Below are 15,368 nucleotides of genomic sequence, written 5' to 3' on the forward strand. Positions count from 1 at the left end.
TAGCGCACCCCTTCTGTTAAGGTCTTTCGCGCGGGGCGGGACCGGTTGGACCCACCGCAGCCACCAGGAGCACTGCGAAACATGAGCGCCGTCGAGGGTACCAACTACTTCTTCCGCAAGGCCGCGCGGATCATGGACGTGGGCACCCCCATCGAAACGCTGCTCGCCACGCCGCTGCGCGAGGTGAAGGTCCAGGTCTCCATCGAGATGGACTCCGGCGAGATTCGCACCTTCCTGGGCTACCGGATTCAGCACGACAACAGCCGGGGGCCCATGAAGGGCGGCCTGCGCTACCACCCCGGCCTGGACCAGGACGAGTCCGCGTCGCTCGCGTCGCTGATGACGTGGAAGACGGCCGTCGTGAATGTGCCCTACGGCGGCGCCAAGGGCGGCATCGCCTGCGACCCCTCCCAGCTGAGCCTCAAGGAGCTGGAGCGGCTGACGCGCAAGTTCGTCGACCAGATTCAGGACGTCATCGGCCCCACGCGTGACATCCCCGCCCCCGACGTCAACACCAACCCCCAGGTGATGGCGTGGATCATGGACCAGTACTCGCGCTACCACGGCCACTCGCCCGCCGTCGTCACGGGCAAGCCGCTGGAGCTCTACGGCTCCAAGGGCCGCGAGGCGGCCACCGGGCGCGGCCTGCTGTACGTGTGCCGCGAAATCCTCAGGGATTTGGGCCTGCCGGTGAAGGGCACGCGCTTCGCGATTCAGGGCTTCGGCAACGTGGGCAGCCACACCGCGCAGCTGTTGTGGGAAGACGGCGGCGTGGTGGTCGCCGTGTCGGACGTGCTGGGCGGCGTGCGCAACCCGCAGGGCCTGGACGTCCCCTCCCTCTTCGAGCACGTCAAGCGCACCGGCACGGTGACGGGCTTCGGTGGCGGCACGGCGTGTAGCAACGAGGACGTGCTCGGGGCGGACTGCGAGGTCCTCATCCCCGCGGCGCTCGGCCACGTGCTCACCCGCGACAACGCGAACGCGGTGCGCGCGCGCCTCATCATCGAGGGCGCCAACGGCCCCACCCAGCCGGAAGCGGACGAAATCTTCGAGAAGCGCGGCATCTTCGTGGTGCCGGACGTGCTCGCCAGCTCCGGTGGCGTCACGGTGAGCTACTTCGAGTGGGTGCAGAACCTCCAGCACCTGTCCTGGGAAGAGGACCGCGTCAACGCGGAGCTGGAGAAGACGATGAAGGAGGCCTACGAGCGCGTGGCGCAGATTGCCCGCTCGCGAAAGGTCTCCATGCGGACGGCGGCCTACATCCTCGCCATCGGCCGGGTGGGCAAGGCCACCGTGCTGCGCGGCATCTGACGCGCGCGGGCGTGCTCGTCCGTCCTCCCGCCGGGCGAGCCTGCCGCATCGCGGCAACCCGGGAGGGCGGGCACTCCGGTGCCGACTGTCCCTTCCGCCCGGGGCGCGCTTCCGCTACACGCGCACGCTCATGGTCACCCTCCAGGACATCCTCGCCGCGCGGGAGCGTCTGCGCGACGCCATCCGCCCCACGCCCTGCCCCGCCTCGGACTACTTCACCGAGCGGACGGAGTGCGCGGCGGTGTACTTCAAGCTGGAGAACCTCCAGCGCACGGGCGCCTTCAAGGAGCGCGGCGCGCTCAACAAGCTGCTGACGCTGACGCCGGAGGAGCGAAAGCGCGGGGTCATCGCCGCGTCGGCCGGCAACCACGCGCAGGGGGTCGCCTACCACGCGCGTCGGTTGGGGGTGAAGGCCACCATCGTCATGCCGGAGCGCACGCCGCTCATCAAGGTGTCGCGCACGCGGGATGAGTACGGCGCGCGCGTGGTGCTCAAGGGCTCCAACTACGACGAGGCCTACGCGGAGGCGCTGCGAATCCAGCAGGAGGAAGGGCTCGTCTTCGTGCACCCGTTCAATGACGCGCATGTCATCGCGGGCCAGGGGACGCTGGGGCTGGAGCTCCTGGAGCAGTGGCCGGACGTGGAGGTGGTGCTGGTGCCCATTGGCGGAGGCGGGCTCATCTCCGGCGTGGCGTGCGCGCTGAAGGAGAGCAAGCCGGGCATCATTATCGTGGGCGTGCAGACGTCCACCATCGACAGCATGAAGGCGTCGATTGAAGCCGGGAAGCTGGTGGAGCTGCCCGCCGCGGGCACCACCATCGCGGATGGCATCGCCGTGAAGAAGGTGGGGGAGCTCACCTTCCCCATGGTGCGTAAGTACGTGGACGCGGTGGTGTCGGTGGACGAGGAGGAGATCGCCGCCGCCATCCTCACGCTGCTGGAGCAGGAGAAGAGCGTGGTGGAGGGCGCGGGCGCGGTGGGCGTGGCGGCGGTGCTCAATGGCCGCGTCCCCCAGGCCAAGGGCAAGCGCACCGCCATCGTCCTGAGCGGCGGCAACATCGACATGAACGTCATCAGCCGCATCATCGAGCGCGGACTGGTGAAGGCCGGACGCCTGGTCCAGCTCGAGGTGCGGCTGCCGGACAGGCCTGGGATGCTCGCGCGGCTGACCTCGCGCATCGCCGACCTGAGGGCCAACGTGGTGGACCTCCACCACGAGCGCGCCTTCTCGAAGGCGGGGCTGGGCGAGGCCATGGTGGAGGTGACGCTGGAGACGACGGGCCCGGCCCACATCCGCGAGTTGGAGCAAGCCCTGGAGGAGCTGGGCTGGCAGGTGGCCCGCAAGTAGCTGGGGTCTTGCGCGCACGCGGCGGGGCTCGGCCATACTGGGGACATGCGTTTCCTGTTCGTCGCGCTCCTGCTCGCCACCACGCCGCAAACGCCCGCCCAGAAGGCGAAAGAACTCTCCGGACAGAAGTCCTGGGAGGAGCTGTACCTGGCCTTCTCGTCAGGGGATGCGAAGGCGGTTCCGGCGGAGCAGCGGGCCACGGTCTCCGGCGCGCTGGTCAAGGGCTGCCAGGCGCTGATGAAGGACGACACGGTGATGGCGTACTCGATGGGAGAGCGCGCCATCCTGTACGAGGAGTCCGCGCCGGCCATCCGCTGCCTGGCGAGCGCCGCGCGCAAGACGGAGCAGCGGGCAGCGGCCGAGTCCGCCCTGGTGAAGGGCGTGACGCTCTTCCCCAAGGACGGGAGCTTCCCGCTGGAGCTCGGCAAGCTGCTGCTGGAGGAGCAGGACTTCGTGGGCGCCCAGGCGGCGTTCGAGAAGGTGCCTCCCCGCGCGAAGGAGTCGGCCGAGGCCAAACGACTGCTCCAGAAGGCCCGCCAGCAGACACTTCAGGAAGACGCGGCCCGGTCCGAGGCCACGCGCATCTCCCGGCGCCTTGGAAGTTCCGCCCCTCAGCCCGGGCAGACACGTCCCGCGAGCGCGATGGGGGGCGAGGAGGCCTCCGTCGTGTCACTGGAGACGCGGCCGGGGATGAGCATCCGGGGGCCCAAGCTCGGCTTCGAGTCCGGGGTGGACGCCAGGGGCATGCGGGTGCGTTCCAACAGCCGGTTCGTCATCAGCTACTTCAACAATGATCGCGACTTCGGCCAACGTGCTGACTACGAGGGGCACATCGTCGAGATTCTCAGCGATGCCTACCACTTCACCCGAGGCGTCCTGGGCGAGGCACGCGAGACCCCCGTGTCCGTCGTGCTCTACACCGGCCAGGAGTTCGCGACGGCCTTCGGTCCGCGCGTGGCGAGGGTCGTGGCTGGGAAGTATTTCGAGAACGCCATCGCCATCAACAACGCCAAGGAGCTGACGAAGGAGACCAAGGCCACCATCATCCACGAGTACGTCCATGCCACGGTCGCCGACATCTGCGGAGGGGGCGACGGCGACATGGTCCGCCTTCCCCTCTGGTACAACGAGGGGCTTTCCATGTTCGTGGAGTGGAAGTACCTGGACGTCCCGGGCCCCGACCTGGAGATGGTGGATCAGATGCGGACGGTGCTCGCCGACCCAGCCCTGTCCCTCATCAGCGTCAAGCAGATGATGAAGGTCTCCCCGATCAACACCCCCAGCGCGACCATGGCGTATGCCATCTCCGGAATGGCGGTCCAGGAGCTGATGCGCCGGGAGGGCGCCCACCGCCTGCTGACCCTCACCCGGGATGTGTGCAAGCGGCAGGTGCCCTTCGAGGCGGCGCTGAAGACCCACTATGGAATGACCCTGGAAGACCTCGATTCGGAGATCGAGAAGATCGTCCGGCAGAGGTAGCGGCCGGGCAAGCTTGGTCCATTTGGTTTACCCCTCCCCGGGAGTCTCCTACACTCGCAGCCCCCCCCATTTGCGCTGCGACGGTAACCGGGCAGTCCGCCGTCCGCAGCAAGGTGACGGATGTCGGACACGCGTGCAGCAATGAGAGAATTTCGCTTCCTCGACGAGAAGCGGAAGCTGGGCAGCCTGTCTCCCGTGGAGGAGGCGCGCTGGGGAGAGCTGCGTGGCCTCCTCGGCATCCAGGACACCCCCGCGTCCGACGCTTCCACCTGGCAGCAGCAGGAGGCGGCGCCCCAGGGCTACTACGCCGCTGATGGCCAGTGGTACGCCTACCCCGCTGGCTACGAGCAGCAGCCCCAGGGCTACTACGCCGCTGATGGCCAGTGGTACGCCTACCCCGCTGGCTACGAGCAGCAGCCCCAGGGCTACTACGGCGCCGACGGCCAGTGGTACGCCTACCCCGCCCAGGGCTACGACCCGAACCAGGGTTACGATCCGAATCAGGGTTACGCGCAGCCGGGCTACGACCCGAACCAGGCCTACGACCCGAATCAGGCCTATGCGCAGCAGCAGGGCTACGACCCGAATCAGGGTTACGCGCAGCAGGGTTACGATCCGAATCAGGCCTACGCGCAGCAGCAAGGCTACGACCCGAACCAGGGTTACGCACAGCAGGGCTACGACCCGAACCAGGCCTACGCGCAGCAGCAGGGTTACGATCCGAATCAGGCCTACGCGCAGCAGCAGGGGTATGATCCGAACCAGGGCTGGCCCGCCGCCGAGCCTCAAGAGGCCCAGGCCACCGACCCCGCGCAGCAGTCCTACTACGCGGGCTACGAGCAGCCGGCCCAGGCCCCCTACACGCCTCCCGCCCCGGAGCCGGAGAACCTGGCCCTCAGCGCGGACGACATCGACATCCCCGCCCTGAGTGAGCCGGCCCCGTGGATGGCCCCGAGTCCCACGCCCCCTGCTGGCGCGCCGACCGTGGCCACGTCCGACGCCTCGTCGTTCGAGGACGTGCTGGAGGTCTCGGAAACGGATGTGCCCACCACGGACGCATTCGAGGACGCCACTGACGACCTCGAGAGCGGACAGCCGCCGCTGAGCCACCAGGACGTCGCGCCGAGCGAGGCATCACAGCTGGCCGCGGAAGAGGACTTCGGAGAGCTCGACACGCAGGTGGAGCAGGCCGCTCCGCGACGTGAGCCGGAGACCTCGCTCGAGTCGTCCTTCGCCGACCTCTCCCTGGAGGTCGAATCGGCCGAGGAGCCCTCGACGTCCTCCCTCCTCGCGGCACAGCCTTCCGAGGAAACGACGCTCACCGCCTCCGAGTCCGAGGTGGAGGTTCCCTCCTCGGAGGTCGAACTGCTCGACGCGACAGCGGACAGCGAGCCGATGCTGGCCGAGGAACAGGCCCCTTCGTCCCTCGACGAAGCCTGGGCCTCCGCGCCCCTGGCCGTGGACCCGATGGAGTCGTCCGCGACGGACCTCGCCGACGCCAATGACGTCATCGACGTCGGGGCGATGGAGAACGCCGAACCCATGTCGCTCGACTCGAGCGATGTGACGGAGGAGCTTTCGGCGAGCGACGCTGCCGCGCACGACGCGGGAGCTGACCTGGACTTCGCCGCCCAGGACACGGGCATCTTGAGCGACTCGGCCTACGAGTCGTCCGAGGACCCTGGCGTGGGCGAGTCCACCTTCGCGCCGCGGGATGCTGGCACCGAGGATTCCACGGCGGCGGCTCACGATGCCGCTGGCGCGGAGATTTCGCTCGATGCGTCCGACATGCTCGAGCCCGCTTCGGCGGAAGAGTTCGCGGCATCGGCTCCGGAGTCGCATGCCGGGGAGCTGTCTCTCGACGCGACTTCAAGCAGCTGGGACGCCTCGCCGTCGGTAGAGAGCGCACAGGGAGACTCCGACGTCGCCACTTCGCCCGCCGTCGAGGAGATTGCGCTCGATGGCGGTGATGTGAGCACCGAAGGAGCGTCCGAGGACTTCCTCTCCGCCGAGCCGGTGAGCACCGAGGAAGTGAGCGCCACACCCTTCGAGGAGACGGCGGCTCAGGGTGAGCCCCCTACCTTCGAGGTGGGGGACCTTGGCGTGGAGGCGGAAGCCTCGTCTGCCGTGGAGTCGCCCTTCAGCACGGACACGGTGCCTTCACTGGAGCTTCGCGCTGTGCAGGTCGGGCCCGATCTCCAGGCCGACACCATCGCGGTCGACACCGACGCGGCGACCGACTTCACGGGGACAGCGGCGTCGCTCAGTGCTGCGGCTTCGCAGGATGGATTCGACCTGAGCGGCAATCCCGAGGAGGCCGTGCCTCTCGCGAGCGCTGGCGAGTTCCTTGAGCCTGGGCAGTTCTCGACCTCGGATGAGCGAGGACTGGACCTTCCGGCCGACGCTTCCGGCGAGGCCGAATGGGGCACTCAGTCGGGTGACCTGGAGCCCCTGGCGAGCAGCGCGAGCCTCGCTTCGGAGCATGTCGGGGCGACGGAAGAGGGCGCGCCCATCGAGCTGCAACCCGAGTGGGTGTCCTCCGACGCGTCCACGGGGGACTCCGCCACGGCGAGTTCCGAGGGCATCGAACTCCAATCCGAATGGGCTGCCGCATCCACCGAGGCCGAGCAAGGCAATGCCGAGCAGGCCTGGGCAGCGCCGACGGAACTCGCGCCCGAGGCCGCTCAGTCGGAGTGGTCGACGACCGAGGCACAGCCCGAGTGGGCCGCGACGGAGGAACTCCCCGCCGACGCCGTCCAGACCGAGTGGTCCGCGGAGACCACGGGCGAGGCTACGTCCAACGCCACGCAGCAGTGGTCCACGGAGTCCACGGGTGAGCCGGTTGCCACGGCCCAGCCTGAGTGGGCAGCCACGACCGAAGAGCTCGCACCCGACGCCGTCCAGGCGGAATGGGCCACGACGGAGACTCCGGGAGAGCACGCCGCCTCGACGGAAGCACAGCCGGAGTGGGCCGCGACGGAGGAACTCCCCGCCGACGCAGTCCAGACCGAGTGGTCTGCATCCACGGGCGAGGTAGTCACCGCCACCGCGCAGCCGGAGTGGGCCGCGACGGAGGAACTCCCCGCCGACGCGGTCCAGGCTGAGTGGGCCACCACGGACGCAGCCGGCACTCCCGCGTCGCAGGCCGAGTGGGCCACCACGGAAGAACTCCCCGCCGACGCGGTCCAGACCGACTGGTCCGCCACCACGGGCGACGCAGCCACCGCCACCGCTCAGCCCGAGTGGGCCACCCCAGAGGAACTCCCCTCCGACGCGGTCCAGACCGAGTGGTCTGCAGCAACAAGCGACGCAGCCACCGCCACTGCACAGCCCGAGTGGGCCGCGACCGAGGAACTCCCCGCCGACGCTGTCCAGGCCGAATGGGCCACCACGGACGCAACTGGCACTCCCGCTCCGCAGCCCGAGTGGGCCGCGACGGAAGAACTCCCCGCCGACGCTGTCCAGGCCGAGTGGTCCGCCTCCACGGGCGATGCAGCCACCGCCACCGCTCAGCCCGAGTGGGCCGCGACGGAGGAACTCCCCGCCGACGCTGTCCAGACTGAGTGGGCCACCTCCCCTGGCGAAGCCGCCCCTGCTCAGCCCGAATGGGCCGCCACGGAAGAACTCCCCGCCGACGCAGTCCAGGCCGAGTGGGCCACTGCTCCTGGCGAAGCCGCCCCTGCTCAGCCTGAGTGGGCCGCGACGGAAGAACTCCCCGCCGACGCAGTCCAGACCGAATGGTCCGCCACCACCGGCGACGCAGCCACCGCCACCGCTCAGCCTGAGTGGGCCGCGACGGAAGAACTCCCCGCCGACGCGGTCCAGACCGAATGGTCCGCCACCACGAGTGACGCAGCAGTTGCCACCGCTCAGCCCGAGTGGGCCGCGGCGGAGGAACTCCCCGCCGACGCCGTCCAGGCCGAGTGGGCCACCACGGAAACCGGCACTCCCGCCGCGCAGCCCGAGTGGGCCGCGACCGAGGAACTCCCCGCCGACGCAGTCCAGACCGAGTGGGCCGCAGCTACGGGCGAGGTAGCCACCGCCACCGCTCAGCCCGAGTGGGCCGCCACGGAAGAACTCCCCGCCGACGCGGTCCAGACCGAGTGGGCCACCTCCACTGGCGAAGCCGCCCCTGCGCAGCCCGAATGGGCCACGACGGAAGAACTCCCCGCCGACGCGGTCCAGACGGAGTGGGCCACCACGGACGCAACCGGCACTCCCGCGCCGCAGCCCGAGTGGGCCACGACGGAAGAGCTCCCCGCCGACGCAGTCCAGGCCGAGTGGGCCACCACGGACGCAACCGGCACTCCCGCGCCGCAGCCCGAGTGGGCCACGACGGAAGAGCTCCCCGCCGACGCAGTCCAGGCCGAGTGGTCCACCTCTCCTGGCGAAGCCACCCCTGCTCAGCCTGAGTGGGTCGTGACGGAGGAACTCCCCGCCGACGCAGTCCAGACCGAGTGGTCCGCAGCCACCGGCGACGCAGCGGTTGCCACCGCGCAGCCCGAGTGGGCCGCCACGACGGAAGAGATTGCGCCCGAAGCGGTGCAGACCGAGTGGTCCACCTCCACGGGCGACGCAGCCACCGCCACCGCACAGCCCAAGTGGGCCGCCACGGAAGAGCTCCCCGCCGACGCGGTCCAGACCGACTGGTCCGCGTCCACGGGTGACACCGCCACCGCCACCGCGCAGCCTGAATGGGCCGCGATGGAGGAGCTAGCGCCCGACGCTGTTCAAGCAGAGTGGGCCGCGGAGTCCACCGGTGAGCCGGTTGCCACGGCCCAGCCTGAGTGGGCGGCCACGACCGAAGAGCTCGCACCCGACGCCGTCCAGGCCGAATGGGCCACGACGGAGACTCCGGGAGAGCACGCCGCCTCGACGGAAGCACAAGCCGAGTGGGCCGCGACGGAGGAACTCCCCGCCGACGCCGTCCAGACCGACTGGTCTGCATCCACGGGCGAGGTAGCCACCGCCACCGCTCAGCCTGAGTGGGCCGCGACGGAGGAACTCCCCGCCGACGCCGTCCAGGCTGAGTGGGCCACCACGGACGCAGCCGGCACTCCCGCGTCGCAGTCCGAGTGGGCCTCCACGGAAGAACTCCCCGCCGACGCGGTCCAGGCCGAGTGGTCTGGAACCCCGGAGGAAGTGGCCCCCGCGCAGGCCGAGTGGTCCGCGCCCGGCACGCAACACTCGTCCGCCTGGAACACGGCCGAAGCCGCTCCCGTCGAACTCCAACCCGAGTGGGTCTCAGCGGAGCCCGAGCCCACCGCCGAGTGGTCCGAGCAGCAGCCCGTCCCCCAGTCCGAGTGGAGCGGCTCTCCCGACTCCGCCACTCCGACCTCGACGTGGGACAGTGAGCAAACCGCCCACGAAGGCCACTACGCCGAGGCCACCGCCCAACAGACCGAGTGGAGCAACGCGTCCGTCGACGTGGAGCCCATGGTCGAGCTGTCCTCCGAGGACGCGCTCCCCACCGAGCAGGTCCAAACCGAGGACGCCTCCTGGTCCGAGGAGTCCCCTCCCCCGGCCACCACGCCTTGGCAGGCCCAGGACGCGCATCCGTTCGGCGCCCCGGTGAACGACTTCTCCTCCTCCGAGTCCGGCCTCGACACGCCGCCCGCGCCCCTCGAAGAGGAGGAGGTCCCCGTCGAACTCGAGCAGGACCTCGCCGAAATCGAACTGGTGGAAGAGGCCGTCGAACCGCCCGAGGACACGCCTCCACTCGCCGCCACCGCCGTGGCCGCGGCGGCGCTGAGCTCCGCGCTCAGAAGCCCCGCACCGGCCCAGCCGAATCCCTACACGGCCAGCGCGCTCCCCGCCGCGAGGGCCTCCGCGTCCCTGGCCGAGCGCACGCAGACACTCGCCGCCTCACGGGAGCCGCTCTTCGCGGTCACCCCGCCGATGCACACCGAGCCCATCACCTCGTTCATCGAAGGTGAGCATCGCGTCATCATCCACACCGTCGAAGGACAGGTGAAGCGCGGCACCATCCGCGACGCGGACCTGCTCGATGAGGTCATCTCCCTGGAGCAGCAGAGCGGCTACGCGCCGGAGCAGATTCCCGGCAAGCGCGTGAAGGCCATCTTCTTCATGCTCGCCGCGGGCGCGCGTCAGCCCCAGGCCGAGGGTCAGAAGATTCGCGTCACCTTCAACGACGGACGCCAGGTCGCCGGCTTCTCGCAGGACTTCAAGGGAACGACGCCCGGCTTCTTCGTCGTCCCCGCGGACCAGCGCACCAACACCGCCCGCATCTTCATCTACCGCTCCAGCGTGCAGGCCGTCGCCGAGGGCTGAGCGCCACGGCAGGCACGCGGCACACCCTGAAACGACAGAGGGGCCCCCACCACCGTGGGAGCCCCTCTTTCATTCAGCGTCGATGAACGAAGCGACGACTACTTCTTCGCCGGGGCAGGAGCCGCGGCGTCCGCCTTCTTCGTCAGGGCCAGGTCCAGGTTCACGGTGACTTCCTCACCGACCGCCACGCCGCCCGTCTCCAGCGCCTGGTTGTAGGTCAGGCCGAAGTCCTTGCGGTTCAGCTTCGTGGTGGCCTCCACGCCCGTGCGGGTGTTGCCCCAGGGGTCCTTCGACTCCTTCGTCGGGCCCGTGACGTCCAGGACGACGGGCTTGGTGACGCCGTGCATGGTCAGGTTGCCGGTGACCTTCAGCTTGCCCTCGCCCGCCTTCTCCACCTTCGTGGACTTGAAGGTGATGGTCGGGAACTTCGCCGTGTCGAAGAAGTCCGGCGCCTTCAGGTGCTCATCGCGCTTGGCGTTGTTCGTGTTGATGGTCGTCGCGTCGATGGTGGCCTCGACGGTGGACTTGGTGATGTCCTTGTCGTCCAGGTTGATGGTGCCCTTCACGTTGCCGAAGGAGCCCTTCACGTTCGTCACCATCATGTGCTTCACGGAGAACTCGGCGCCGGAGTGGGCCGTGTCAACGTCCCACGTGGAAGCCAGGGCGAGGGACGGCAGGGCCACCAGCAGGGCAATCGCGCTCTTCAGGGTCGTCTTCATAGGGGTGTGCTCCTCGATGAACTACGGGTTCAGGCGCGCAGCGCGAAGCTGCGCATGGACAAGGTTCCGTGATGGAAGCCCTCGAAAACTGAAGTGAGACGGTCTTCGGGGAGGGCCGCTCCGAGGACGAAGTACAGCGGCAACAAATGCTCGGCTCTCGGATGCGCGAGCCTCGCATTCGGTGCATCCAACCATGACTGGAGGCCCACGAAATCCCGCGCCTCCAGCTTCTGCGCCACCCAGGTGTCGAAGGACTGCGCCCACGGCTCCGGGGACGCATCCTTCTGATGGAAATTCACACGGCGCAGGTTGTGGACGATGCCACCACTTCCCATCAACAGCACGCCTTCGGCGCGCAGCGGGCGCAAGGCCTCGCCCATCTTCGCCACGTCCGCCGCGCTCGCGCCCAGCGGCATCGACACCTGCACCACCGGCAACGTTGCCTGTGGAAACGTATGAAGCAGCGGTACCCACGCACCGTGGTCCAGGCCGCGCTCCATATCCGCGACGGCCTTCAGCCCCGCCGCGCCCAACCGGGCCACCACGTCGGACGCCACGTCCGGCGCGCCCGGCGCCGCGTACCGCAGCCGGTACAGCGCCTCCGGAAAGCCAGAGAAGTCATAGACGAGCGGAGGCTTCGCGCTCGCGGTGACGCGCACCTCGCCCGGCGTCTCCCAGTGCGCGGACACCACGACGACGGCCCGCGCCGTCGCCACGCTGTCGCCAAAGGTCTTCAGCGCGCGCGGATACGCATCCGCGTCCAGCGCCACCATGGGCGAACCGTGCGACACGAAGAGCGCGGCAGCCCGCCCGCCCTTCGAGCCAGCGCCCAGGACGCCCGCCACGCCGGCCGCCGCGCCCTGCAAGACCTCCCGCCTGTCCAGTCCGTCTCCCATGATGGGGGCCTTCTACTGCAACCCCAGGACCAGGGCCCAGCTCATTCCAACCCCTTGAAATAACGACTTCTCAACATCCTTGCGTGCGCGGAGCCTCTCAAAACGATAGAGAGAGACATCACTTTGGAAGGGAGCGGGACACCGTGGCGGGGCCATTCGACGCGTTGGAGCTGGGGGAGCTGCTGTCCTTCGAGCCGGGGGGCGGACTCATCCACTTCGCGGGGCAGCGGGTGCTCCTCATGGACCCGGTGGCGCTGGGGCTGTTGCGCAAGGAGCTGGTGGAGCTGATGGGGGTGACGGCCGCGCGCGGCATCTTCACGCGGCTGGGCTACGCGCACGGCTGGCGCACCGCGGAGGCGATGAAGGGCGCGGTGCCGTGGAAGGACGAATCGCTGTGGCGCCGCGCGGGCGGACGGCTGCACACGCTGCAGGGGCAGGTGCGGGTGGAGCGAGTGGAGCGCAAGCCCGAGGAGGGCCCGGAGCCCTTCGCCGAGGCGCAGTGGCGCGACTCGTATGAAGCCGAGCAGCACCTGCTGCACCTGGGCCGCGCGGACCATCCAGTGTGCTGGAGCCTCACCGGCTTCGCGTCCGGCTACATGAGCTACGTCAACGGGCGGGAAATCTACTGCACGGAGGTGCGCTGCGTGGGCCAGGGGGACGCGGCGTGCCACATCGTCGGCCGTCCTTCCGAGGAGTGGAGCACCGAGTGCAAGGAGGTGCTGCGCTTCTATGAGACGCAGTGCATGGAGGGCGTGCTGGGCCAGGTGACGGACGCGCTGAAGCAGGCCGAGCGCAAGCTGCGCGCGAAGCGGCAGTCGCTGGCGCGCGCGGGCGTGACGGAGGACCCGGCGGGCATGGTGGCGCGCGCGGAGGCCATGCTGCGCGTCATCAACCTGGGGCGCCGCGCGGCGAAGGTGGACTCCACGGTGCTCGTCACCGGAGAGAGCGGCGTGGGCAAGGAGCGCATCGCCCGCCTCATCCACGACGAGTCCACGCGCGCGCACAAGGCCTTCATCGCCGTCAACTGCGCGGCCGTCACGGAGAGCCTGCTGGAGAGTGAGCTGTTCGGCCATGCGCGCGGCGCCTTCACCGGCGCGACGAACGACAGGCCCGGACTCTTCGAGGCCGCGCACGGCGGCACCCTCTTCCTGGACGAGGTGGGCGAGGTGCCGGCCTCCATGCAGGCCAAGCTTTTGCGCGCGCTCCAGGAGAAGGAAGTCCGGCGCGTGGGCGAGAACACCAGCCGCAAGGTGGACGTGCGCGTGGTGGCCGCCACCAACCGCGACTTGAGCGAGGAGGTGCGCACGGGCCGCTTCCGCCAGGACCTCTACTACCGCCTGCGCGTCATCGAGCTGCGCATCCCTCCGCTGCGTGAGCGGCGCGAGGACATCCTGCCCCTGGCCCGGCTGCTGCTCGCCGAGGCCGCGGAGCGCCTGGGCCGCAAGGTGTCCGGACTCGCGCCCGACGCGGCGGACCAGCTTTTGCGCTACGACTGGCCGGGCAACGTGCGCGAGCTGGGCAACGCGCTGGAGCGCGCGGTGGCCCTGTGCGAGGGCAGCCGCGTGGAGCGCGATGACCTGCCCGAGGAAGTGCGCGCCGCGCCGCCCAGCCTCATCCCCGCCGGCAACCCGCGCCGGCTCGAGGACATGGAGAAGGACTACATCCTCGCGGTGCTGGCGCAGAACGCGGGCAACCGGGCGCGCACCGCCGAGCAGCTCGACATCGGCGTGGCCACGCTCTACCGGAAGCTCAAGCAGTACGGCCACCCGGAGGCGGCCCACTGAGGCACGGCACGACGGGGGTCAGTTGAGGAACTGATCCCGGTCCGGCCGGTCCTTGTCCTTGGGCACCACGTTCAGGTGCTTGGACCTGCCTCGCAGCTGACGCTGCAGGCGCCAGTGCTGGAAGTGCAGCATGAACCGCTTGGGGCTGGCGCCGCGCACGTAGGCGAACACCAGCACCATCGCGATGACGTGCGGCAGCTGGCTGGCCAGGCCCGCCGTGAGGATGCGCAGCACGACGAAGCCCGCGCCAATGCCGGCGAACGCGTTGCCCGACAGCGGGATGCCCCAGAAGTTCGTCTGCCCCCGGCCCATCGACAGGCCGTAGGCGACCCAGAGCACCGTGCCCATCACCCAGCCGCCCTGGTACCCCATGGGCAGCGGCATGAAGAGGCCCACCACGCCAAGCACGTAGCCCGCGAGCGCCGTGCAGCCCACCGCCACCATGAGCAGCCGCTTCGAGCCCCAGGAGCTCTCCAGCGAGCCGCCAATGCTCCACAGCAGCAGCGCTCCGAAGAGGATGCTGATGGGCTCGCTCTCGATGAAGCCGTAGGTGAGCGGCTGCCAGAGGAAGAGGTTGCCGAAGACGGTGTTGGGCGACAGCAGCAGCAACACGCCCTGCGTGGACCCCTGGTAGCGCAGCAGCAGGTACAGGACGGACCCCGCGACCAACCCCACCGCCAGCTTGGACGACATGGACTCCAGACCGGGCAGGCCCCAGCCTCCGCCACCCCTGCCGCCGAAGCTGCGCATCGGTCGCATTCAATCCTCCACTACGGGCTCAACAGCCGACCAAAGGTGGTGGAACCCTCTCCGCTTCGCAACCCCAAACGACGAAGGGCGCCCCACCCGGTCCCGGGAGAGCGCCCTCGCACATCGACTCCGCGCGTTGCTGGCCGACGAGTCAGGCCTTCGCGCGGTAGAAAATCGTGATGGTCAGACAGTGGAACTCCTTGTCCGAGGACTGGGTCACCACCTTGTCCACCACGTCGACGTTGTTCAAATTCTCCTTGAGCCACTTGGTGATGTTCTCACCCATGTTCTCGCGATCACGCGCGAGCGTGGTGGAGAACACCTTGACTCCCGTGAAGCTCGTAACGCCCATTCCGACCCTCGTCTCAAGTCTCAAGCTGAGATTCTGGACGTTTACCCCGAGACGATTCCGCTATCAAGAAACGGGCCCGATTTACCGGCCTCGGGCGAATTTGGGCCACCCAGGCCCGGCCCCACGTCCAGGGGCACATCTCCCACAGTCGCGCAGCCGACACCGGCGCTTTGCGGGCCAGGAGCCTCGCGCGTCCACTGACGCGAGGCCCCAGGAAGTTCACCGCCCCGCGGCGGCCCTGCGGCTCTGGCAGGAGACCTCGTCCTTGCAGGCCGGGCCAATGCCTTCCGGGTGGGCGGTGAGCGGCGTCTTGTCGCTCTCCTCCACGCCGCACACCACGCACTTGCGCTTGCGGTTGCGGCGCTCCGCGCGGCGCTGCTCGGCGATGGCCTTGGCCCGCTCACGGGCCGTCTTCGCGTCCACCTCGTTGCTCATCTC

General features: G+C 69.3%; 10 protein-coding genes. 5 read left to right on the forward strand and 5 right to left on the reverse strand.

The genetic code is table 11. The features are described from left to right. Positions 1-81: 81 nt before the first annotated feature. The 4 genes from FJV41_RS02275 (at position 82) to FJV41_RS02290 (ending at position 10,429) form a co-directional block, all read left to right on the forward strand. Positions 82-1,311, forward strand: a complete 1,230-nt coding sequence (locus FJV41_RS02275) for a Glu/Leu/Phe/Val family dehydrogenase (protein WP_141640722.1) — start codon at positions 82-84, stop codon at positions 1,309-1,311. A 130-nt stretch (positions 1,312-1,441) separates the two neighbouring features. After that, a complete protein-coding gene (gene ilvA, locus FJV41_RS02280) occupies positions 1,442-2,659 on the forward strand; it encodes a threonine ammonia-lyase (RefSeq protein ID WP_141640723.1) in 1,218 nt (405 codons plus the stop codon). A 45-nt stretch (positions 2,660-2,704) separates the two neighbouring features. After that, complete coding sequence (locus FJV41_RS02285) at positions 2,705-4,138, forward strand: peptidase MA family metallohydrolase (RefSeq protein WP_141640724.1); 1,434 nt, start codon at positions 2,705-2,707, stop codon at positions 4,136-4,138. Between the two features lie 141 nt (positions 4,139-4,279). Next, a complete protein-coding gene (locus FJV41_RS02290; RefSeq protein WP_246136951.1) occupies positions 4,280-10,429 on the forward strand; it encodes a DUF6982 domain-containing protein in 6,150 nt (2,049 codons plus the stop codon). Between the two features lie 98 nt (positions 10,430-10,527). Here FJV41_RS02290 and FJV41_RS02295 read toward each other — a convergent pair whose 3' ends face one another. Beyond that, positions 10,528-11,148, reverse strand: coding sequence for a YceI family protein (locus FJV41_RS02295; RefSeq protein ID WP_141640726.1), 621 nt, complete (start codon positions 11,146-11,148; stop codon positions 10,528-10,530). Between the two features lie 29 nt (positions 11,149-11,177). After that, entirely contained in the window at positions 11,178-12,044 is an 867-nt protein-coding gene (locus FJV41_RS02300; RefSeq protein ID WP_141640727.1) for a DODA-type extradiol aromatic ring-opening family dioxygenase, read from the reverse strand. A 143-nt stretch (positions 12,045-12,187) separates the two neighbouring features. On the opposite strand from FJV41_RS02300, the gene FJV41_RS02305 reads away from it, so the two are divergent. Then, on the forward strand, positions 12,188-13,828 hold the full coding sequence (locus FJV41_RS02305; protein WP_141640728.1) for a sigma-54-dependent Fis family transcriptional regulator: 1,641 nt from the start codon (positions 12,188-12,190) through the stop codon (positions 13,826-13,828). A gap of 18 nt (positions 13,829-13,846) precedes the next feature. Here the strand turns inward: FJV41_RS02305 and FJV41_RS02310 are convergent, their stop codons facing one another. The 3 genes from FJV41_RS02310 to FJV41_RS02320 all read right to left on the reverse strand — a co-directional run bounded on the left by FJV41_RS02310 (position 13,847) and on the right by FJV41_RS02320 (position 15,365). Beyond that, positions 13,847-14,587 (reverse strand): DUF1751 domain-containing protein, encoded by a 741-nt coding sequence (locus FJV41_RS02310; RefSeq protein WP_141640729.1) that lies wholly within the window; start codon positions 14,585-14,587, stop codon positions 13,847-13,849. Positions 14,588-14,729: 142 nt separating this feature from the next. Then, the gene (locus FJV41_RS02315) at positions 14,730-14,930 is read right to left on the reverse strand and encodes a hypothetical protein (protein WP_141640730.1); all 201 of its coding nucleotides are present in this window, start codon (positions 14,928-14,930) and stop codon (positions 14,730-14,732) included. A gap of 219 nt (positions 14,931-15,149) precedes the next feature. Further along, positions 15,150-15,365 (reverse strand): hypothetical protein, encoded by a 216-nt coding sequence (locus tag FJV41_RS02320; RefSeq protein ID WP_141640758.1) that lies wholly within the window; start codon positions 15,363-15,365, stop codon positions 15,150-15,152. Positions 15,366-15,368: the final 3 nt, after the last annotated feature.

The organism is Myxococcus llanfairpwllgwyngyllgogerychwyrndrobwllllantysiliogogogochensis, assembly GCF_006636215.1.
Lineage (GTDB): Bacteria > Myxococcota > Myxococcia > Myxococcales > Myxococcaceae > Myxococcus > Myxococcus llanfairpwllgwyngyllgogerychwyrndrobwllllantysiliogogogochensis.